The sequence below is a fragment of the Kribbella sp. HUAS MG21 genome (assembly GCF_040254265.1).
Lineage (GTDB): Bacteria > Actinomycetota > Actinomycetes > Propionibacteriales > Kribbellaceae > Kribbella.
On the sequence record NZ_CP158165.1, the window covers coordinates 115,958 to 136,149 of the forward strand.

At 68.7% G+C, this 20,192-nt stretch carries 15 protein-coding genes and 2 tRNA genes; 7 read left to right on the forward strand and 10 right to left on the reverse strand.

Translation table 11 applies throughout. The features are described 5' to 3' along the window. Positions 1-118: 118 nt before the first annotated feature. The 5 genes from clpX to ABN611_RS00560 all read right to left on the reverse strand — a co-directional run bounded on the left by clpX (position 119) and on the right by ABN611_RS00560 (position 4,782). Positions 119-1,417, reverse strand: a complete 1,299-nt coding sequence (gene clpX / locus ABN611_RS00540; RefSeq protein WP_350277727.1) for an ATP-dependent Clp protease ATP-binding subunit ClpX — start codon at positions 1,415-1,417, stop codon at positions 119-121. Between the two features lie 168 nt (positions 1,418-1,585). Continuing rightward, entirely contained in the window at positions 1,586-2,197 is a 612-nt protein-coding gene (locus ABN611_RS00545) for an ATP-dependent Clp protease proteolytic subunit (protein ID WP_167215448.1), read from the reverse strand. A gap of 27 nt (positions 2,198-2,224) precedes the next feature. Next, a complete protein-coding gene (locus ABN611_RS00550; protein WP_350277728.1) occupies positions 2,225-2,848 on the reverse strand; it encodes an ATP-dependent Clp protease proteolytic subunit in 624 nt (207 codons plus the stop codon). Positions 2,849-3,221: 373 nt separating this feature from the next. After that, the gene (gene tig / locus ABN611_RS00555; RefSeq protein WP_350277729.1) at positions 3,222-4,631 is read right to left on the reverse strand and encodes a trigger factor; all 1,410 of its coding nucleotides are present in this window, start codon (positions 4,629-4,631) and stop codon (positions 3,222-3,224) included. A 78-nt stretch (positions 4,632-4,709) separates the two neighbouring features. Beyond that, positions 4,710-4,782, reverse strand: a tRNA-Pro gene (locus ABN611_RS00560). A 107-nt stretch (positions 4,783-4,889) separates the two neighbouring features. Between ABN611_RS00560 and ABN611_RS00565 the strand changes: the two genes are divergently transcribed. Both ABN611_RS00565 and ABN611_RS00570 read left to right on the forward strand, forming a co-directional pair. Then, a tRNA-Gly gene (locus ABN611_RS00565) sits at positions 4,890-4,963 on the forward strand. Positions 4,964-5,198: 235 nt separating this feature from the next. Beyond that, positions 5,199-5,564 (forward strand): VOC family protein, encoded by a 366-nt coding sequence (locus ABN611_RS00570; protein WP_350277730.1) that lies wholly within the window; start codon positions 5,199-5,201, stop codon positions 5,562-5,564. A 66-nt stretch (positions 5,565-5,630) separates the two neighbouring features. Here ABN611_RS00570 and ABN611_RS00575 read toward each other — a convergent pair whose 3' ends face one another. The 5 genes from ABN611_RS00575 to ABN611_RS00595 form a co-directional block, all read right to left on the reverse strand. Next, complete coding sequence (locus ABN611_RS00575; RefSeq protein WP_350277731.1) at positions 5,631-6,362, reverse strand: phosphotransferase; 732 nt, start codon at positions 6,360-6,362, stop codon at positions 5,631-5,633. Positions 6,363-6,427: 65 nt separating this feature from the next. Beyond that, positions 6,428-7,711: a nitric oxide synthase oxygenase gene (locus ABN611_RS00580; RefSeq protein WP_350277732.1), complete on the reverse strand. Its 1,284-nt coding sequence runs from the start codon at positions 7,709-7,711 to the stop codon at positions 6,428-6,430. A gap of 385 nt (positions 7,712-8,096) precedes the next feature. Next, positions 8,097-8,735, reverse strand: coding sequence for a DivIVA domain-containing protein (locus ABN611_RS00585; protein WP_350277733.1), 639 nt, complete (start codon positions 8,733-8,735; stop codon positions 8,097-8,099). Next, positions 8,732-9,907 carry a globin domain-containing protein gene (locus tag ABN611_RS00590; RefSeq protein ID WP_350277734.1) on the reverse strand — a complete coding sequence of 392 codons (1,176 nt, stop codon included), beginning with the start codon at positions 9,905-9,907 and terminating at the stop codon, positions 8,732-8,734. The genes ABN611_RS00585 and ABN611_RS00590 overlap by 4 nt, the downstream gene beginning before the upstream one ends. Positions 9,908-10,148: 241 nt before the next feature. Beyond that, positions 10,149-12,011, reverse strand: coding sequence for a hypothetical protein (locus ABN611_RS00595; protein WP_350277735.1), 1,863 nt, complete (start codon positions 12,009-12,011; stop codon positions 10,149-10,151). Between the two features lie 138 nt (positions 12,012-12,149). Between ABN611_RS00595 and ABN611_RS00600 the strand changes: the two genes are divergently transcribed. The 5 genes from ABN611_RS00600 (at position 12,150) to ABN611_RS00620 (ending at position 20,123) form a co-directional block, all read left to right on the forward strand. After that, positions 12,150-13,211, forward strand: coding sequence for a MoxR family ATPase (locus ABN611_RS00600; protein ID WP_350277736.1), 1,062 nt, complete (start codon positions 12,150-12,152; stop codon positions 13,209-13,211). A gap of 5 nt (positions 13,212-13,216) precedes the next feature. Next, positions 13,217-14,995 (forward strand): hypothetical protein, encoded by a 1,779-nt coding sequence (locus ABN611_RS00605; protein ID WP_350277737.1) that lies wholly within the window; start codon positions 13,217-13,219, stop codon positions 14,993-14,995. A gap of 64 nt (positions 14,996-15,059) precedes the next feature. Then, positions 15,060-16,271, forward strand: coding sequence for an MFS transporter (locus tag ABN611_RS00610; RefSeq protein WP_350277738.1), 1,212 nt, complete (start codon positions 15,060-15,062; stop codon positions 16,269-16,271). 319 nt (positions 16,272-16,590) lie between these two features. Then, positions 16,591-18,255 (forward strand): ABC transporter ATP-binding protein, encoded by a 1,665-nt coding sequence (locus tag ABN611_RS00615; RefSeq protein WP_350277739.1) that lies wholly within the window; start codon positions 16,591-16,593, stop codon positions 18,253-18,255. Next, a complete protein-coding gene (locus tag ABN611_RS00620; protein WP_350277740.1) occupies positions 18,252-20,123 on the forward strand; it encodes an ABC transporter ATP-binding protein in 1,872 nt (623 codons plus the stop codon). The genes ABN611_RS00615 and ABN611_RS00620 overlap by 4 nt, the downstream gene beginning before the upstream one ends. Positions 20,124-20,192 lie beyond the last annotated feature (69 nt).

Below are 20,192 nucleotides of genomic sequence, written 5' to 3' on the forward strand. Positions count from 1 at the left end.
ACCGACCGTAGGCGGCCGGTTCCTCGCGGCGCGTCCACCACGAGAAGGAGGCCGGGAACCCGCCGTACGGCGGACCCGGCCTCCTTGGACCCTGTGAGTCAGGCGTGGAACGTGTGGGTCAGGCGCTTTTCTCGCGGCGGTCGCGCTTGCTCCGCTCGATCTGGTCGCGCGGGATCAGCGTCGGGTTGACGTTCTCCAGCACGACCTCGCCGGTGACGACGACCTTCGCGACGTCCTCCCGGCTCGGCACCTCGTACATCACGTTCAGCAGGACTTCCTCCATGATCGCCCGCAGGCCGCGGGCGCCGGTGCCGCGCAGCAGCGCCTGGTCGGCGATCGCCTCGACCGCGTCGTCGCTGAACTCGAGCTCGACGTTGTCGATCTCGAACAACCGCCGGTACTGCTTGACCAGCGCGTTCTTCGGCTCCGACAGGATCTTGATCAGCGCCTCGCGGTCCAGCGGGGACACGGTCGTGATGACCGGGAGCCGGCCGATGAACTCCGGGATCAGCCCGAACTTCAGCAGGTCCTCCGGCATCACGTCGGCGTACCCGCCGAGCTCCTTCGGCTTCTCCGGCTCGCGGCTCGTGTTGAAGCCGAGGGTCTTCTTGCCGACCCGCTGCTCGACCATGTGGTCCAGGCCGGCGAACGCGCCGCCGACGATGAACAGCACGTTCGTGGTGTCGATCTGGATGAACTCCTGGTGCGGGTGCTTGCGGCCGCCCTGCGGCGGCACGCTGGCCGTCGTACCCTCCAGGATCTTCAGCAGCGCCTGCTGGACGCCCTCGCCGGAGACGTCCCGGGTGATCGACGGGTTCTCGCTCTTGCGGGCGATCTTGTCGACCTCGTCGATGTAGATGATCCCGGTCTCGGCCTTCTTGACGTCGTAGTCGGCCGCCTGGATCAGCTTCAGCAGGATGTTCTCGACGTCCTCACCGACGTACCCCGCCTCGGTCAGCGCCGTCGCGTCCGCGATCGCGAACGGGACGTTCAGCATCCGGGCGAGGGTCTGCGCGAGGTAGGTCTTGCCGCAGCCCGTCGGGCCGATCAGCAGGATGTTCGACTTGGCCAGCTCGACGGCCTCGTCCTTCGCGTGCCGGCCGGCGCTCGAGGCGCCCTGACCGTCGCGGACCCGCTTGTAGTGGTTGTACACCGCCACCGCGAGTGCCTTCTTGGCCACGTCCTGACCGACGACGTACGCGTTGAGGAAGTCGTAGATCTCCCGCGGCTTCGGCAGCTCGGTGAGTCCGACCTCGGAGCCCTCGTTGAGCTCCTCCTCGATGATCTCGTTGCAGAGATCGATGCATTCGTCGCAGATGTAGACGCCGGGACCGGCGATGAGCTTCTTGACCTGCTTCTGACTCTTCCCGCAGAACGAGCACTTGAGCAGGTCGCCGCCGTCACCAATGCGTGCCACCGGGACAGATCCCTTCTATGCGCAGTCGGACCGATTTCGACGGTACCCCGTCCGGGGCCGAAAAACCGCGCTCGCCACCGGGTTGTGACTACGCCGGTGGCGAACGCGTCAGGCTCTTGACAGCCGGTCAGCAGGCTTCCCGCCTGACCGGTGCCGGTCGGCCCGGGATCAGACGCCGGCCGGGACCGGGGTCTTGAGGGTCTGCAGGACGTCGTCGATCAGGCCGTACTCGATCGCCTGCTGGGCGGTGAGGAACTTGTCCCGCTCGATGTCGCGGGATACTTCCTCCATCGACTTGCCGCTGGCCTCGGAGATCATCGTCTCCAGCAGCGCCCGGAGCCGGAGGATCTCGTTCGCCTGGATCTCGATGTCACTCGACTGGCCGTAGGTGCCCTCGGTGGCCGGCTGGTGGATGATGATCCGGCTGTTCGGCAGCGCGAGCCGCTTGCCCGGCGTACCGGCGGCGAGCAGCACCGCGGCGGCCGACGCGGCCTGGCCGAGGCAGACCGTCTGGACGTCCGGCTTGATGTAGCGGACGGTGTCGTAGATCGCGGTCAGCGCGGTGAACGAGCCGCCCGGGGAGTTGATGTAGATGCTGATGTCGCGGTCGGAGTCCATCGACTGCAGGCACAGCAGCTGCGCCATCACCGCGTTCGCGATCTCGTCGGTGATCGGCGTGCCGAGGAAGATGATCCGGTCCTCGAACAGCTTCGTGTACGGGTCGATCCGGCGCATGCCGTACGACGTGCGCTCCTCCCACTGCGGGATGAAGTAGTTCATTGGTGCGTCCTTAACTGAAGTGGGAGATCAGGAGTTCGGGCTGCCGGAGCTGAGCTGCGCGGCGCTGGCGACCACGTGGTCGATGAAGCCGTACTCCTTGGCCTGGTCGGCGGTGAACCAGCGGTCCCGGTCGGCGTCGTTCTCCACCTGCTCGAGCGGCTGGCCGGTGTGCTCGGAGATCAGCCGGAACAGCTGCGCCTTGATGTGCAGCGACTGCTCCGCCTGGATCTTGATGTCGGAGGCCGTACCGCCCATACCGCCGGACGGCTGGTGCATCATGATCCGCGCGTGCGGCAGCGCGAACCGCTTGTTCTTCGCGCCGGCGCAGAGCAGGAACTGGCCCATCGAGGCCGCCAGGCCCATCCCGACGGTGGCCACGTCGTTGGAGATGTACTGCATGGTGTCGTAGATCGCCATGCCGGAGTCCACCGAGCCACCCGGCGAGTTGATGTACAGCCAGATGTCCTGGTTGGGGTCCTCGGCGTTGAGGAGCAGCATCTGCGCGCAGATCGCGTTCGAGTTCTCGTCGCGAACCTCGGACCCCAGGAAGATGATCCGGTTCTGCAGCAGGCGCTGGTAGATGTGGTCGTCGAGTCCGCCGGATCCGTTGCCGCCCGCGGCGGTGGGGCTGGCTGCAAATGTCTCGTTCACGAACCCGACATTACTGGTCGGCGGCGACAGACCTAAGGCTGGGCCGGAGGTGTTCGCTCACGGCGCACCGCTCGTCCGCCGCTCGTCTGCTCTGAGCGAATTCGCGGGGGTTTCACCAGCCGCAGAGGACGACGGATCCAGGCTCCTCGGCGGCTGCCTCGTCAACTACTTCGCGGAGCTCGGGCCGCTCGGCGTCCCGGCGTACCTCAGGCTCCTGCAGCAGCGCGGTCACAACCGTTCCTCCGCTCTCGGCTCGGTCCGGAAAACGTTTCACCGGTCACGCTAGGCGAGAATTCTTACGATCCGGTCGCGAACGTACGGCGGCATGCGAACGGCCCGGACCCACCTCGGGATCCGGGCCGTGTCGGTCGGCTCAGGCCTTCGCCGGCTCCGGCGCGTCAGTCGCAGTCGACTCGGCGGCGTCCGCGTCCGCGGCCTCGGCGGCCTCCGGGTCGGCGTACGTGCCGTCGGGCTGCAGGGTCTTGAGCTCGACGGTGTTGCCGGAGGCGTCGGTGACCTTGGCGTTCTCCACCAGGTAGGCCAGCGCCTTGCCGCGGACGACCTCGGAGACCAGGCTCGGGACCAGGTTGTTCTCCACGGCGTGCTGGGCGAACTGGTCCGGGCTGACGCCGGAACGCTGCGCGTGCCGGACGATGTGCTCGGTGAGCTCCTGGTCGTTGACGCTCAGCTCCTGCTGCTCGGCCACCAGGTCGAGCACGAACTGCGCCTTGATGGCGTCCTCGGAGCGCTTCTTCAGGTCCTCGTCGAACTCGTCCTGGGTCTGCTCCTCGCCCTCGAGGAACTGCTCCATGGTCATCCCGGAGTACCCGAGCTGCTGCTCCAGGTTCTCCTTGCGGGCGGCCAACTCGTCGGTCAGCAGGCCCTCGGGGACCGGCACGTCGACCAGCGTCAGGATCTTCTCCAGGACGGCGTCGCGGGCGTCGCCGGCCTGCTCGAGGCGCTTGCCGCGCTCCAGCCGGGCCTGGACGTCGGCCTTCAGCTCGTCGGCGGTGTCGAACTCCGACGCGGTCTGCGCGAACTCGTCGTCGAACTCCGGGAGCTCCTGCTCCTTGACCGCGGTCACGGTCACCTCGACGTCGACGTCCTCGCCCTTGAGCGCGCCGCCGACCAGCTGGGTGACGAACGTCTTCTTCTCGCCGGCGCTGAGGCCGATGACCGCCTCGTCCAGACCGTCGAGCAGCTGGCCGCTGCCGACCTGGTACGACAGGCCGGTCGCCTGCGCCTCCTCGACCTTCTCGCCGTCCTTGCTGGCCGACAGGTCGATCGTGATGAAGTCCTTGTCGGCGACCGCGCGCTCGACCGGGTTCAGCGAGCCGAACCGCTGGCGGAGCGCCTCGATCTGCTCGGTCACCTCGTCGTCGGAGACCGCGATGTCCTCGACCGACGCCTCCAGGCCCTCCAGGTCCGGCAGCGTGATCTCCGGGCGGACCTCGACCTCGGCGGAGAACTGCAGGCTCTCCTTGTCGTTGAACTCGGTCACGTCGACCTCGGGCCGGCCGATCGCCTTGACCTGGTTGTCGCTGACCGCCTGCGAGTACAGCTTCGGGAGCGCGTCGTTGATCGCCTCCTCGAGCACCGGCCCGCGACCGACGCGCTGGTCGATCACCTGCGGCGGCACCTTGCCCTTGCGGAAGCCGGGGACGACGATCTGCTGGGCGATGCTCTGGTACGCCGCGTCGAGGCTCGGCTTGAGCTCCTCGAACGGCACCTCGACGATGAGCTTGACCTTGGTCGGGCTCAAGGACTCGACGGTGCTCTTCACGGTGGCGGTTCTCCTTGATTCGGTGACATGTTGCGACGCCGGACAGCCGACGCCACAGCCGGTACTGCACGGGGTTTGTCGGGGCGACAGGACTCGAACCTGCGGTCTCCTGCTCCCAAAGCAGGCGCGCTAGCCACTACGCTACGCCCCGCAGTGACCGCACGAGTCTAGCCGCCCCGCCCCCATGCTCGCGCCACCGGGGCCCCGGAAAGTCGTTTTGAGTCCACCGCCCCCCATGTGGAATCATGTCCGAGCACCGCGGGTGTAGCTCAATGGTAGAGCCCCAGTCTTCCAAACTGGCTACGCGAGTTCGATTCTCGTCACCCGCTCCAAGGGCAAAGGCCCAGGTCAGAGGCTCGATCCTCCGGTCTGGGCCTTCCGTCTGTCCGGGCCCGCTTCCCACCTCGTGCCCTCAGCGTGCGATTAGCCGGCCGGTACGGGCTCCCCAGATCGCCCTCGCTCGACGCGCCACTCTTCGAGGCCAGGTGGTTACCGGCGGGTGTGGCGGCAAGGTCCTGGACGTGGCTAGGTTGATCGGCACTACCAAGCCTGGAGACGAGGTGGGAGATGTCCGTCGATGCGATCAGTGTCATCGTTCCAGACGTGCCGGAAGCGGCGCGGTTCCTCTCCGGTGCGTTCGGCTGGGAGTTGGGGGACGTGTTCGACAACTTCGCCGAGCTCGACACGGGCAAGCTCAAGCTGTGGCTGAGCGGTAACGCCGCCGTCGAGACCGGCGCGGTCGATGGGTTGACTCTGCACCACATCGTTGATGACGTCGATGCGGTCGTGGAGGTCGCCAAGTCGCATGGTGCAGAGCTTGTCTTCGGGCCGGTCGACACCGACTACGGCATGCGCTCCGCTGTCTTCAAGGGCCCAGGGATGCTCTTGGTGGACGTCTGCACGTACGACGCTCCAGCAGCAAGCGACACGTGAGCCAATCTCGTCACCTCCTCCAGCCCCGGAGCCCTGTCGTCGCCGGCCGGCTCGGCGATTGGGTTCTCAGACGGCTCGGACTTCGGCGAGTCGGCTGACGGAGTAGTCGTCGTCCCAGCAGACGGCGGCTTCCCAGGCGGCCGACGCCTGCGCGGCGACGTCGTACGCATCGTTGTCGAGACCGGCTGCGTTACCGGGCAGCACGAGGTCGAGGTCGGATACGTCGACGTGCGCCTCGTCCCAGTCGATCAGGCCGACGTACTGCGCGGTCATACGGACATTGCGAGGGTTGGGGTCGCCGTGGACGACGCGCGTCTCACGTCCGGCGAGCCGCGCCCACGCCGCTCGGCACCGAGCAACGCCCTCAGCCGGCATCGCGCCGAGGTCGATCTTCGTCCCGGTCTCGGCGTGCAGGAGATCGGTCGACGATCGCCAGCCCGGACGCTGCTGCCAGCCCTGTGTCAGCCGATGCAGCTGTCGGAGCGTGTCAGCCACGCGATGCCAGTCGTCCTGCGTCTCAGGCGGTCCACCGTCGACATACGTCATCACCACCAGCCCGTCGACGAACAGCCGGCCGTCCGCTGTCGGGATCGGCACCGGCACCGTCAGCCCTTGACGGTCGAGGTACTGGAGCAGCTCGGTCTCCCACGCAAGATCCTCGTCACTCCTGGACCCGAGCCTCGCCACCGCCAACTCCCCGTTGACGCGCACGCTCCACACATCGTTCGCAACGCCACCGGCCAGCCGCTCGATCCGAGCGACGCCGTCACCCCACTGCCCAAGTGCATCCCACGCCACCGCCCAAACCCTACGGGGCTCCCCAATTGGCCCACAGGCGGCTTCGTACGACGCCCAGTTACTGCTCATCCCTGCGTCGAACCGGGTGCGCCCAGGTCGACCCGTACTGCGGGGAACGCGGGTGGGCCGCCGTGGAGGGAGCGGGTGGTGGCTTCGGGGTCGGTGAGGAAGGCGGGGGTTTGGGTGGTGGTGTCGTAGTAGCGGTGGAAGACGGGGGTTTGGGAGCCGGACATGGGCGGGACGATCCAGCTCCAGTCGGCGGGGCAGCTGCGGCCGGCGCGTTCCTCGCGTTGGAGGTGGGTGAGGAAGCGGCGGGACTCGGTGTGGTGGTCGGTGACCGTCACGCCGTGGGCCTCGAAGGAATGCAGGACCGCGCGGTTGATCTCGACGAGTGCCTGGTCCCGCCAGAGGGTCGCCTCGTGGGAGGTGTCCAGGCGCATTCGGGTCGCCACCTCGGGGACCAGGTCGTAGCGGTCGGTGTCGGCGAGGTTGCGGGCGCCGATCTCGGTGCCCATGTACCAGCCGTTGAACGGCGCGGCGGGGTACGAGATGCCGCCGATGATCAGGCGGTTGTTGCTGATCACCGGTACTGCGTGCCAGCGCAGCCCGAGGTCCGCGAACCACGGGAGTTCGGGATGCTCGAGCGGTACCTCGTGGACCGCCTGCGCGGGGAGTTGGAACATCCGCGGGCCTTCCTCGGCCGTCTCCACGACCAGAGGCAGTACGTCGAACGCGCTCGGACGTTCGGGCGGGCGCCAGCCGCGCTGCATCAGCTTGCCGGTGAAGGCGCGGTACCGCGGATCCCCCAGCACGCGGCCGTTCGGCTGTTCGTAGCCGGCGTACCGGATCAGCTGCTCGTTCCAGATCCGCGGGGCTGGTCGCGAGGGGGTCTCGGGGGCGAAGACGCTGATCATCGGGCGGATCTTGCCGCCGTTGTGGGCTGCTCGGAGGTGGTCGAAGCAGTGTCTTGCAACGCCGCCCGCGTCCGAGACCAGGCGTAGGTCGCGGACCTTGAGGCTGCGCCAGTACAGGCGGCCGATGCAGCGTTTGTTGTTGCGCCAGGCGACGCGGGCGCCGAAGGTCAGCTCCTCGGGGGTGTGCCAGTAGGTGCCGGTGAGGTCGATCTCGCGCAGTACCTCTGCGAGACGGTCTTTCAACGAGCCGGCTTGGGGGTTCTCGGCGTAGAAGAGTTCCAGGAACTCCTGCGCCGCGGCCCGGAGTGTTTCGATCGCGGCGTTCGCCGACGCTGCGTCGGACGGACCGGGGTTGGACAGTCCGGCGTCGAATAGTCCGGAACCGAATAGTCCGGCCTCGGACGAACCGGTGTCGGGTAGATGCGTTTGCGGCATCGAACGGTTCGCCGGACAGGCGGTCGGGCTGAGCGTTTCCGCCGTTGCCGACGAGGTTCTGCCGGGTCTACGCGACATTAACCAGACGTGGTGTGCACACACGGCTGCAGCCAGGCAGAGGACCGCCACGCTGAGGCCGACTGCGACGGCGGTCGGCAGGACCCGGGCGAGCGCGAGTGCGGCGGCCGCCAGACCGAGAACTGCCAGCGGCAACGCGAGCCGTGTTGCCAGTCGGCCCGATCCGGGGCCCGACGCCGAGCCTGATGCCGGGTCTGATTGCGGGTGCGCCAGCAGGCGTGATGGCAGCACGGTGTGGGGTGGTTTTGGGCGGGGGGTTGTTGGGTCGTCTTCCGACCGGGCGGGTCTCGGAAGTGTGGCCACGGGATCAGTCCGTGCCTGGGGACTCCGGGCCGCGCCCGTTGCGCAGGCGGATCTGCCAGTCGCTCATCTCGTCGAACCAGGCGTCCTTCTGCCGCGGTACCGCGGCGCCCGGGCCGCCGGACTGCGGCGTACTCCCCAGGCGGTCGACCTCGCTCGCGAACGAGTCCACGATCGACTGCATCCGCTCCTGCGCGGTCTGCGCGTACGTCCGCACCTGCTGGCCGGCGTTGTCCATCGCCTCCTCGACGATCCTGCGCTCGTGCGCGCGCGCCTGGCTGATGCGCTCGCGGGCGTCCCGGCTGACGTCCTGGACCATCTCCTCGGCCACCAGCTGCGCCTGGCTGAACAGCTCGACGATCTGCTCGTTCACGCGGTCGCCGGCCTGCTCGTACTCGTCCAGCTCCCCCTGGACGCGCTGCAGGTCTGCCCGGCAGCGCCGCAGCTCCGCCTGGAGCCGTTCGTTCTCCGCCCGGCATTCGGTGAGGTCCCGCGCCGTCGCCTGCACCTGGTCGGCGAGCAGGTCGATGTAGCCGTACACCTCGTCCGCGTCGAGCCCGCGGAACCGGCGCCGGAACGTCTCACCCCGGATCGCCTCGGGGGTCCGGTAGTGCGAGGAGCCGTGGCGGTGCTTGCCGTTCGTCACTTGTTGTCTCCTGACCTGGTCAGCGCCGGGTCGGCTGTCTGCTCGTCCCCCGCCGCGTAGTAGAAGTGCTCGTACTTGATGTGCCGCGGGTCCAGGCCGGCGCCGGTCAGGCGCTCCAGCGTGTGCGCGACCATCTGCGGGCCGCCGCACACCATCGCCGTACGCCCGTAGAGGTCCTGCCGGGCCGCGACCGTGCCGACCTTGCCGCGCGTCCCGGGGTAGGACCCGTCGTCCGACACGACCTCCGTGTATTCGAACCAGGGCCGCGTCTGCGCCAGCTCCCGCAACCGTGGACGCTCGTACAGGTGCCAGGGCATCCGCACCCCGTGCAGCAGGTGCACCCGCGGGGCGGTCCGCGACCGCGTCCACTCGTTGTCGATCTGCTCGAGCACCGCCAGCAGCGGCGCCAGACCGGTCCCGCCGGTCACCATCAGCAGATCGCGGACGTCGTCAGCGCGCCGCGTCAGCCGCTCGCCGACCGGCGCGCCGAGCTTCACGACGTCACCGGCCTTCAGCGTCCGGACCACGGCCGGGCTCACCTGCCCGCCGTCGATCTGCTGGACGTGCAGGTCGATCGAACCGTCCTGGCGTGGCGCGTTGGCCGGGCTGAAGTACCGCCACAGCCTGGGCCGTTGCGGGATCTCCATCGACAGCGACTGGCCGGGGAGGAAGTGGTACGCGCGCCGCGGCCGCACGGTGAGCAGCGTGAGGTCCATCGTCCGCCGCTCGACCGAGAGCACGTCGGCGTCCCACCAGTCCGGGCTGACCTCCGAGGAGGTCTCGGCCGCCTCGACCATGATCCGCGCGATCACCTGGTACGCCGCGGTCCAGTGCATGGCGAGCTCCTCGTCCCACTCCGGGCCGAGGAAGTGCTTCAGCGTCGCGCACAGCGAGGCGCCGACCGCGTTGTAGTGGTCGGCGACGACGGCGTACTTGCGGTGGTCGCGGCCGAGGTGCTGCACGAACGCCGCGTCGTTCTCGATCTGGTCGGCGTGGCTGACGATCCGGCCGAGTGCGCTGACGAACTTGTCCCGCTGGTGCGACATCGACAGCGGGAACATCGACCGTACTTCGGGATAGGACACGAACAGGTGCGAGTAGAAGTACAGCGGTACCTGCTCACCGTGTTCCGTCACCCGGTCCCAGCTGCGCTGGAGTGCGTTGGCATCCATCGGGTGTCGTTATCCGGCTCGAGTGGGCAGCTCCTCGAGCGGAACGGTCAGCCAGTCTGCGGGCACCAGGTACTGCCGGACGTCGGCGTTCACCGCCGACGGATACTGCGTTGACAAGGGTGTCCCTCCCAGTTCAGTCCCCGAGTCGATCAGTCCTCCGTCTGGTCTCCCGCCGCGAACCTACCCGCGGTCCGGCGGGCTAAACCGCGAACCGGACCAAGAGGTGCCGAAATTCCGGGAACTACGCCCTGAGGAACGCGACGCCGTCGACGGCCGCCGGCGCTGTGGAGGTGGACACGATCTTGAGAACGCCTGTACGGAAAGGAGTTACGGGCAGGTAGGTGACCTTGCGAGCAGTGCTGGTCGCGGCCAGGGAAACGGTCCCGACCTTGATGTTGGCGTGGTAGATGTCCACACGTCCCTGCCCAGGACCGTGAATCGCCACCAGCGCGATCCGCAGGCCTGCCTCGGTGGCCTTGGTGAGGTAGGCCCCGTTGGCCCGCAGAACGCTCGTCGTGCCTTGGAAAGCGAGCGTGCTCGTCGAGCGCGTGACACTGCCCGCCGAGGTGAGCGCACGGTCGTCCTGAGGCGCCACCGAGCAGATGGGCGCAGACCACGCGGACAGGTTGCCGAGGTAGTCGCGCGCCCGCACCATGAAGCACTCGTCCCAGCCGAAGCGTGGCGCCCAGGTGATCGAGGTGATGCGGGTGCCCTGCCAGACCGCCGGGTACATCCACTTGCCGAACGCGACACCAGGTGCCGCGACCTTGTAGACCACGTCGTACGACGCGATGTCCGTGTCGTCCTTGTACGCCCAGCGCACCGTGGCCGAGCCGCTCAGCTGGACACGGTCCCCGATCCGCCAGGTCACCAGCGACGGCGCCGTACCGTCCACCTCACTGCAGTACGACGTACTCCAGGCGCTGACGTTGCCGGCGTAGTCGCGCGCCCGCACCTGCCAGCACGTGTCCGTACCGACCGGGGCGCTCAGACTCGCACCTGTCGTCTTGAGGCCCTGCCACGCCGCCGGCTGGATCCAGGCGCCGTACGGCGTACTGCGGTTCGGCCGCTGCTGGTACCGCACGTCGTAGCTGTCGACGCCCGTCGCGGGTGAGTTCGGGTCCTGCGGGTCCTCGTACGTCCACTCGAAGGACAGGCTGGTGTTGTCGCGGACACGGTCGCCGGCAGAGGCGCTCTTCAGTACGGGCGCAACACTGTCAGGCCGGGGCTGCGGATCAGGGGTCAGCCAGCTCAGCGTGATCACGCGAGGTTTGCTGAGCGCGTCGGCGTACGCGATCCTCGCCAGCCCGGAGCCGTCAGCACGGAAGCTCGGTGTCGTGGTGCGGACAGGTCCGTAGCGGCGCTGGCCGAGCTCCGGGTCGTTCAGGTCTGTCACCAGCAGGTCGGAGCCGGAGGTCTGCACAGTGAAGCCGTTGCCCAACTGCGCGTCCGCCGCCACTGTGAGGTTGCGCGGCGGCTGCGGCCCGTTGACGTCCACGACCTGGTTGCAACCACTCAGCACCGCCCAGCGGCCGTTCACCGCGCCAAGTCCCACAGAGCACGCGCTGGCGACCAGGACCGTCTTCACAGCACCAGTAGTCAGGTTTCTGCCGTCCAGATGGCCCGGCGAGGTCACCTTCCACACCGTCTCGCCAGACAGCGCGAACGGCGGAACCACATCAGCCAGCTTGGCCTGGCTGACCACGTCGTACACCGCTGCGGTCGCCGCGCCCGCTGCGCGATGCGACACCAGCTTGCCGCCGCGACCGAGCACCACCTCGTCAGCGGAAGGGAACGTCAGCCCGCCCACCTTCGCAGTACCGCCGTCGAACGTCAGCAGCGACGGCCCCTCCGCCTGGAACGGCTTGCCGTCGTTGGAGCCGCCAGTAGCGGTCCAGGTTGTCCCGTTGTCGCTGGTCTCGTAGACGGGGTTGGACACGACCACGCGGGCGCCGGACATGCCGACGTTCACCGCCGTACGCCCCGGAACCAGCACGCCTTCACCCAGGTGCGGCGACGGCTCGGCAGCGCCCGCCTCCGACACCGCCAGCGGCAGCAGTACGGCGACACAGGCCGCGGCCGCCTTCAGACGAAAGCCCAGCACGAGAACCCCCCAGTACTTCTACGGCATCGGCCACGCACCCTAGTAAGTAACCGCCAGTAACGGAAGCGCCGTCCGAAAACCAGGTGACACACCGTGACCTCGAGAGGATCCTGAAGGGCTGACGAGCGAGAGGATCAGATGCAGGCGGGAATCACGGTATCGGCGGCCCAGCTGCCCGAAGTACTGCTGCACGTGGCAGTGGTACGCCCGGTCTTCCTCTGGGGCGCACCGGGGATCGGGAAGAGCAGCCTGGTGCGGGCGTTCGCGGAGTCGCTCGGGCTGGAGTGTGTGACGCTCCTGGGTACGCAGCTCGCGCCGGAGGACCTCATCGGTGTACCGCAGATCGTCGACGGCCGCAGCCGGTTCGCGCCGCCGACGGCGATCGCCCGCGACGAGCCGTACTGCCTGTTCCTCGACGAGCTGAACGCCTCGTCCGCCGAGGTGCAGAAGGCGTTCTACTCGCTCATCCTGGACCGCCGCATCGGCGAGTACGAGCTGCCCGAAGGGTCCGTGGTGATCGGCGCCGGCAACCGCGCCACCGACAACGCTCTGGCCCGGCCGATGGCGAGCGCCCTGGTCAACCGGCTTGTCCACATCCACCTGCACGCGTCCGCGAGCGACTGGCTGCGCTGGGCGGGCACCGCGGGCATCCACCCGTGGGTGCTGGAGTACCTGCGCAACCGCCCCGACCACCTGTGGACCGCGCCGCCGAAGACGGAGGAGCCGTTCTCCACGCCGCGCAGTTGGCACATGCTGTCCGACGCCCTGCACTCGTACGGCGACGACGTACCCGACGAGACGCTCCGGGTCCTTGCCTTCGGCACCTTGTCCGCCGCGCACGCGTCCGCGTTCCGCGCGTACGTGAAGACGGTCCGGCACGCGTTCGGGCTGGACGCCGTACTCAAGGGCGAGGCCGGGTGGCCTACGGCGCCGGAGGACCGTGACCTGCTGTACTTCCTCGCCGAGACGTTCCGCGCGCGCCTGATCAAGGAGCTGGCCGCCGACAAGGCCTCCGCCAGTCCGGCCGCCCGGCAGCTCGCGCACCGGGGCAAGGCGCTGCTGGTCGAGCTCGCGGAGATCTCGCTGGAGGTGGCGCAGCTGGTGATCGCGTCCGACGACGAGGGCCGCCCTGTCCTGCCGACGTGGTTCCTGGTCGAGGTCAGCCGCGACCTGCCACGGCTGGTCGCGGCCAGGGCCTAGCCGCCGTGTCGAAGCGGAAGAAGGCCCAGCGGGACCCGGCCTGGGAGGCGATCCAGGCCGGCTGGGCGACGGTCGTGCGGCATCCGCTGTTCGCACCGATGACCGACCGGACCCACGACCCGTTCCGGGACGACAAGCTGCCCGCCGACGCCTGGGCCGTGATCGACTCCAACGGCCAGATCCGCACGCACCGGACCCGCCGGGCCACGCCGGACGAGTGGACGTGGGTCTTCGCGCACCTCCTGATCCACCTCGGCCTCGGCCACGGCGAGCGGGACCTGCCGCAGCCGGACCAGGCGGCGAGCGCCGCGTACGACGTTGCCGTCAACCGCTTCCTGCAGTCGCTCAAACTCGGTACGCCGGTCGTCGAACAGCCGCAGGACTTCCCCGCGATGGAGGAGGACGCGCTGGCGCGGCTCTGGCGGCGTTCCGGCGTACCCGCGGAGTACGACGGCCTCGGCGTGGCCGGCCACGCGCCTGATGTCGAGGCGGCCCGCTGGAACGGCTGGGGCAAGCCGCCGGACTGGGGCGAGCTGTTCGCCGCCGGCCTGTCCGCCGCGGCAGCAGCCGCTGTGGAGGTTGCTGGTGGTGCACGTTCGTCGCTGGGCGGCAAGCAGCGCGAGGCATGGGACCTGGCGCTCGGCTGGTTCGTCTCGTCGTACCCGCTGCTCGGTGCGATCGCTTCGAGCATGACGATCGTCGCCGAGGCAGAGCTGGCCCGCGCGTGGGACATCCACACCGCGGCGGTGAACGCCGCGGTCGGCGAGATCTACGTCAACCCGCTGACCAGACTGACGCAGAGCGAGTGGCGCTTCGTCATGGCGCACGAGATGCTGCACGCTGCCCTGCGGCATGCGGAACGCGTCGGCGGCCGCGACCCGTACCTGTGGAACGTGGCCGCGGACCTGGTGATCAACGGCTGGCTCCTGGAGATGGGCGTCGGCACCATGCCCGACGGCGCCCTGCACGACCCAGTCCTCAAGGGCCTGTCCGCCGAAGAGGTGTACGACCGCATCACCATGGACCTGCGCCGCTACCGCAAGCTGGCCACACTGCGCGGTGTAGGCCTGGGCGACGTGCTCGGCCACCCGCTGCCGCACGCAGGTGAGGCCGCCCGCTCAGCCGGGCTCGACGACATCTACCGCCGCGCACTCACTACCGGCCTCGCCTACCACGACCCCTCCCGTGGCACGCTGCCCGCGGGACTGGTCGAGGAGATCCGCGCGCTGGACCACCCGCCGCTGGCCTGGGACGCCCAGCTGGCCCGCTGGTTCGAGCAGCACGTGCCGGCAGTCGAGAAGACGCGCACGTACGCCCGCGCCTCCCGACGCCAGTCCGGTACGCCGGACATCCCGCGGCCCGGCTGGGTCCGGCCGGCCGAGCTGGAACGGCTCCCGACGTACGGCGTCGTGCTCGACACGTCCGGCTCGATGAACCGGGAGCTGCTCGGCAAGGCGCTCGGCGCGATCGCGTCGTACTCCCGCGCCCGCGACGTGCCGGCGGCGCGGGTGGTCTACTGCGACGCGGTGGCGTACGACGCCGGGTACGTCCCGGTGGACGACATCGCCGGACGGATGAAGGTCCACGGTCGCGGCGGCACTGTGCTGCAGCCTGGTGTCGACCTGCTCGAGCGTGCGGACGACTTCCCGGTGAACGGCCCGATCCTGCTCATCACCGACGGCCAGTGCGATGTCGTCCGGGTACGTCGTGAGCACGCCTGGCTGATCCCCCGCGGCGCGTCACTGCCCTTCACCGCAAAGGGTCCTGTGTTTCGCGTGGAGTGAAACGCGTCTGCTCAGGGCGAACGGGTGTAGTGGCACGACTCTCCTGAGTGACAGGTTCCCAGACATGACATGGGTCGTGAGGGGCGAGTTCCGCAAACTGTGGATCGCACAGCTGGTGTCGGCGTCGGGCAGTGCGGTCACCACCGTCGCACTGCCGCTGGTCGCTGTCGTGAACCTGCAGGCGTCTGCGGTGCAGATGGGCGCACTGTCCGCGCTGACGATCGCGCCGCATCTGGTGCTGGGTCTGCTGGCCGGAGTCTGGGCAGATAGGTGGTCGCTGCGCCGCCTCCTGATCTGGACCGACATCGGACGGCTCCTGCTCCTCGGCTCGGTGCCCGCTGCTGCGGCACTCGGCTGGCTCCGGATCGAACAGCTGTACGTCGTCGCAGTACTGACCGGAGTACTGACTCTGCTCTCGGACACCGCCTCGCAGACGATGTTGCCGGCACTGGTACCGCGTGAGGACCTCATACGAGCCAACAGCGCGGCCCTGCTCAATCTGAACCTCGCCTCCACGCTAGGACCGTCCGCGGCGGGCTTCCTCGTCCAGGTGCTCACGGCACCGTTCGCGATCCTCGTCGACGCCGCGTCGTACGTCGTGTCCGCTGTGGCGTCGTACCGCATCCGCGAGCCGGCCCGGGCACCGGCCAAGCCGCGGTCGGAGGTACGGCTGTCAGCCGGCCTGCGGGTGCTCTTCGGCGACCGGATGCTCGCGCCGCTCGTAGTGTCGGCCGGTGTCGCCGCGATGGCCGGGGCGACGCAGGGACCGCTGATCGTGCTCTTCCTGGTCCGGGAGCTGGACAAGTCAGCGGCCTTCGTCGGGCTGACTCTCACGACGCAAGGGGCCGCTGCCATCGCCGGTACCTTCGTCGCCACGGCCTGGTGCCGTCGCGTCGGTCTCGGACGCTCCTACCTTTCGGGTGTTCTCCTGGCGTCGCTCAGCGGCGTTGCGCTGTTCACCGCGCAGACACCGTTCATCCTTCTCGGACAGGTCTGCGCCGGCGTCGGCATGGCATTGTTCGCCGTACCGCAGCGGACCCTGCGGCAGGCGCTCGCGCCACCGCACCTGCTGGGTCAGGTGACCGCCTCCTGGCGCACGCTGGTGATCGGCGGCCAGACGGTCGGCGCCGCGGTCTCCGGTGTGCTGGCGTCCGCCCTGCAGATCCGGCCGACGCTGCTGGTCGCCAGCGCCGGGATGCTCGCCGGACTCCTGGTCGCCGCGCTGTCCCCACTGCGCGCGCTGCGTGAGCTCCCGGAATCGATGACCGCGCACTGATTGCGAATCGCGATAGGTCCGCGGACCGCCTCCGCGTGAGGCCGCGACGGCCTATTGCAACCAGTGGTAATTCATCGCCCGGGAATGGAATTCGGAGGACAAGCGCTTACCTACTGGGCGATACTGGAAAGTGCGCCGTTTTCAGGTCGCCACAAACCCCTTTGAACTGTAGATGGGAAGTGCGCCCGTCCAGATGCCCTCCGAGCACGCTGTCCAAGCGCCGTCGATCGCTGCCCCTTCCACCCGTGCCCCCGAACGTAGCCGCAATCTCTGGCGGCTACGTCCCTATTTGAAGCCCCACCGCTGGCGCCTCTCGGTGATGTTCAGCACCGCGATGCTGGGCGTCGCGGTCAGCCTCACCATCCCGCTGGTCACCAAGGCCATCATCGACGGCCCGGTCACCCGCCGGGAGCTGAGCATGCTGGTCCCGCTGGCCCTGCTGGCCCTCGGCCTCAGCATCTCCGAGGTCGTCCTGGTCTGGATGCGCCGCTGGGCGCAGTCCAAGACCGTCAGCGACCTCGAAGCCACCCTGCGGCACGACCTGTACGTCCGGCTGCAGTCGCTGCCGATGGAGTTCCACACCCGCTGGCAGAGTGGCCAGCTGCTGTCCCGCGTCACCACGGACCTGTCCATCATCCGCCGGTTCATGGGCTTCGGCCTGCTGTTCCTGGTGATGAACATCCTGCAGCTGGCCGTGGTCACGGTCCTGCTGCTCCAGCTCTACTGGCCGCTCGGCCTGGTGGTCCTGGTGGCCGCCGTACCGATCGTCATGGTCTCGCTGAAGTTCGAGAAGAAGTACCTGCGGATCTCCCGCAAGGTGCAGGACCAGGAGGGCGACCTGGCCACCCGGATCGAGGAGTCGGCGCTCGGCTTCCGGGTGATCAAGGCGTTCGGCCGCCGGCCGCACGTGCAGCGGCAGTTCGACGACGAGGCGACCGCGCTGTACGACACCGAGGTCGAGAAGGTCCGGCTCGCGTCGCGGTTCTGGAGCTTCCTCGGCGTCATCCCGAACCTGACGCTGGTGATCGTGCTGCTGCTCGGCGCGCTCGCCGTCGGCCGGGAGGCGATCACGCTCGGCACCCTGGTCGCGTTCATCACGCTGATGCTGTCGCTGGTCTGGCCGGTCACCTCGCTCGGCGCGATCCTGGCGATGGCCCAGGAGGCGATGACCGCGGCGGACCGGATCAGCGAGATCCTCGACACCCACTCGGTGATCAAGTCCGGATCGGACGAGCTCACCGGCGCCCGCGGTCACCTGCGCTTCGAGCACGTCGGCTTCCGGTTCTCCGACGACTCCAGCGAGGTGCTGCACGACATCAACCTGGACCTGACCCCTGGTACGACGCTCGCCCTGGTCGGCGCCACCGGGTCCGGCAAGACCACCCTCACCGCACTGGTCCCCCGGCTGTACGACGTGACCGCCGGGCGGATCACCATCGACGGGCACGACATCCGGGACCTGTCCCTGGTGTCACTACGCACCGCTGTCGCCTCCGCGTTCGACGACCCGACGCTGTTCTCGATGAGCGTCCGGGAGAACCTCACGCTCGGCCGGCCGGATGCGACCGAGGCGGAGGTCCAGCAGGCGCTGGAGGTCGCCCAGGCGCAGTTCGCCAATGACCTGCCCTGGGGGCTTGAGACACGGGTCGGTGAGCAGGGCATGTCCCTGTCCGGTGGTCAGCGGCAGCGGCTGGCGCTGGCGCGCGCAGTACTTGCCAGGCCCGCCGTACTGGTGCTGGACGACACCCTGTCCGCGCTCGACGTCCACACCGAGGCCCTGGTCGAGGAGGCGCTGCAGAACGTGCTCGCCGACACCACCGGCATCGTGGTCGCGCACCGCGCGTCGACCGTGATGCTGGCCGACAAGGTCGCCCTGCTGCAGAACGGCACCATCACCCACGTCGGAACCCACCACGAGCTGCTGGCCACGGTCCCGGAGTACCGGCACCTGCTGGCGGCGGAAGAAGAGGAGGTGCACGCATGACAACAACGCAGTCGACACAGCAGGCACCTCCCGAGGTGGAGGAGGACGAGAAGGACCAGAACTGGCGGGGCGTGTTCGAGGAGGATCCCGATCGGGAGATCTCCCGGGCAACCAGCATCCGGCTGAAGGAGGACTCCCGGAAGCTGCTCGGTGAGCTGCTCCGGCCCTACCAGAAGCTGATCTGGCTGCTGGTCGTGATCGTCCTCGTCGAGAACGGCGCCCGGCTCGCCGTGCCGTACCTGGTCCACCTGGGCATCGACAACGGCATCCCGCCGATCCTCGCCGGCGAGGGCTCGCGGGAGCTGGTCACGATCGTGATCACCGTGCTGGCGATGGCGTTGCTGCAGGCGTGGGCGCGGCAGCTGTTCCTGATGCGCTCGGGCCGGCTCGGCCAGACGATCCTGCTCGGGCTGCGGAAGCGGGTGTTCGACCACTTCCAGCGGCTGAGCCCCGCGTTCCACGACAAGTTCACGTCGGGCCGGGTGATCTCCCGGCTGACCTCGGACGTCCAGGTCATCGACGAGATGCTGGCGAACGGCTTCGACGGCCTCGTGACCGCGGTACTGACCCTGGTCGGTACGTCGATCATCCTGCTCACCCTGGACCTGAAGCTCGGGCTGCTCGCCCTGCTGTCGTTCCCGGCGCTGCTGATCCTGACGGCGTGGTTCCGGAAGCGGTCCGCGGTCGTCTACCGGCAGACACGGGAGGCCGTCGTACTCGTCATCGTGCACTTCGTCGAGTCGATGACGGGTATCCGCGCGGTGCAGGCGTTCCGCCGGGAGCCGCGCAACGAGGAAATCTTCCACGGCGTCAACGACCGCTACCGGCGGGCGAACCTCGAGTCGTTCCGGCTGAACGCGATCTTCATGCCGTCGATCAAGGGCGTCGGCAACATCACCATCGTCGCGATCCTGGCGTACGGCGGGTACCAGGCGTACCACGGCCACGTGACGGTCGGTGTGCTGACCGCGTTCCTGCTGTACCTGCGGCAGTTCTTCGAGCCGCTGCAGGACATCTCGCAGTTCTACAACACCTTCCTGTCCGCGAGTGCGGCGCTGGAGAAGCTGTCCGGGGTGCTGAACGAGACCCCGGACGTGCCGGAGCCGATCAAGCCCGCCAAGCCGGCCCCGTCGCGCGGTCACCTCGAGCTGCGCAACGTCCGCTTCGAGTACGTCGACGGCGTACCGGTGCTGCCGGGCCTGCAGCTGGACGTGCCGGCCGGCCAGACCCTGGCCCTGGTCGGTACGACGGGTGCGGGCAAGACGACGATCGCCAAACTGGTGGCGCGGTTCTACGACCCGACCGGCGGCCACCTGCTGCTCGACGGCGTGGACCTGCGCGACCTGTCCGAGGACGACCTGCGCGCGCGGGTCGTGATGGTGACGCAGGAGAACTTCCTGTTCACCGGCTCGGTCGCCGACAACATCCGGTTCGGCAAGCCGGACGCCACGATGGCGGAGGTCGTCGAGGCCGCGAAGGTGATCGGCGCGCACGACTTCATCATGGCCTTGCCGAACGGGTACGAGACCGCGGTCGAGAAGCGCGGCTCGCGGCTGTCCGCGGGCCAGCGGCAGCTGGTCGCGTTCGCGCGGGCGTTCCTGGCCGATCCCGCCGTGCTGATCCTGGACGAGGCGACGTCCAGCCTGGACATCCCGAGCGAGCGTCTGATCCAGCGGGCGCTGAAGACGATCCTCGCCGACCGGACGGCGATCGTCATCGCGCACCGGCTGTCCACGGTCGAGACCGCCGACCGCGTCCTGGTGCTGGAACACGGCCGGATCATCGAGGACGGCGCTCCGGACCACCTGATCACGACCGACGGGCACTACGCCGGTCTGCACCAGGCCTGGGAGGACTCGCTGGCCTGAGCGACGACGACAGCGGGCGTGTGGGAACCCTCCCACGCGCCCGCTGTTCATTTCTGCCCACAACGAGTT

Coding starts and splice junctions, on each gene's coding strand:
- ABN611_RS00545 (WP_167215448.1), bottom strand. CDS start 2,197: ATGAACTACTTCATCCCGCAGTGGGAGGAGCGCACGTCGTACGGCATG.
- ABN611_RS00570 (WP_350277730.1), top strand. CDS start 5,199: ATGTCCGTCGATGCGATCAGTGTCATCGTTCCAGACGTGCCGGAAGCG.
- ABN611_RS00580 (WP_350277732.1), bottom strand. CDS start 7,711: ATGCCGCAAACGCATCTACCCGACACCGGTTCGTCCGAGGCCGGACTA.
- ABN611_RS00590 (WP_350277734.1), bottom strand. CDS start 9,907: ATGGATGCCAACGCACTCCAGCGCAGCTGGGACCGGGTGACGGAACAC.
- ABN611_RS00600 (WP_350277736.1), top strand. CDS start 12,150: ATGCAGGCGGGAATCACGGTATCGGCGGCCCAGCTGCCCGAAGTACTG.
- ABN611_RS00610 (WP_350277738.1), top strand. CDS start 15,060: ATGACATGGGTCGTGAGGGGCGAGTTCCGCAAACTGTGGATCGCACAG.
- ABN611_RS00615 (WP_350277739.1), top strand. CDS start 16,591: ATGTTCAGCACCGCGATGCTGGGCGTCGCGGTCAGCCTCACCATCCCG.
- ABN611_RS00620 (WP_350277740.1), top strand. CDS start 18,252: ATGACAACAACGCAGTCGACACAGCAGGCACCTCCCGAGGTGGAGGAG.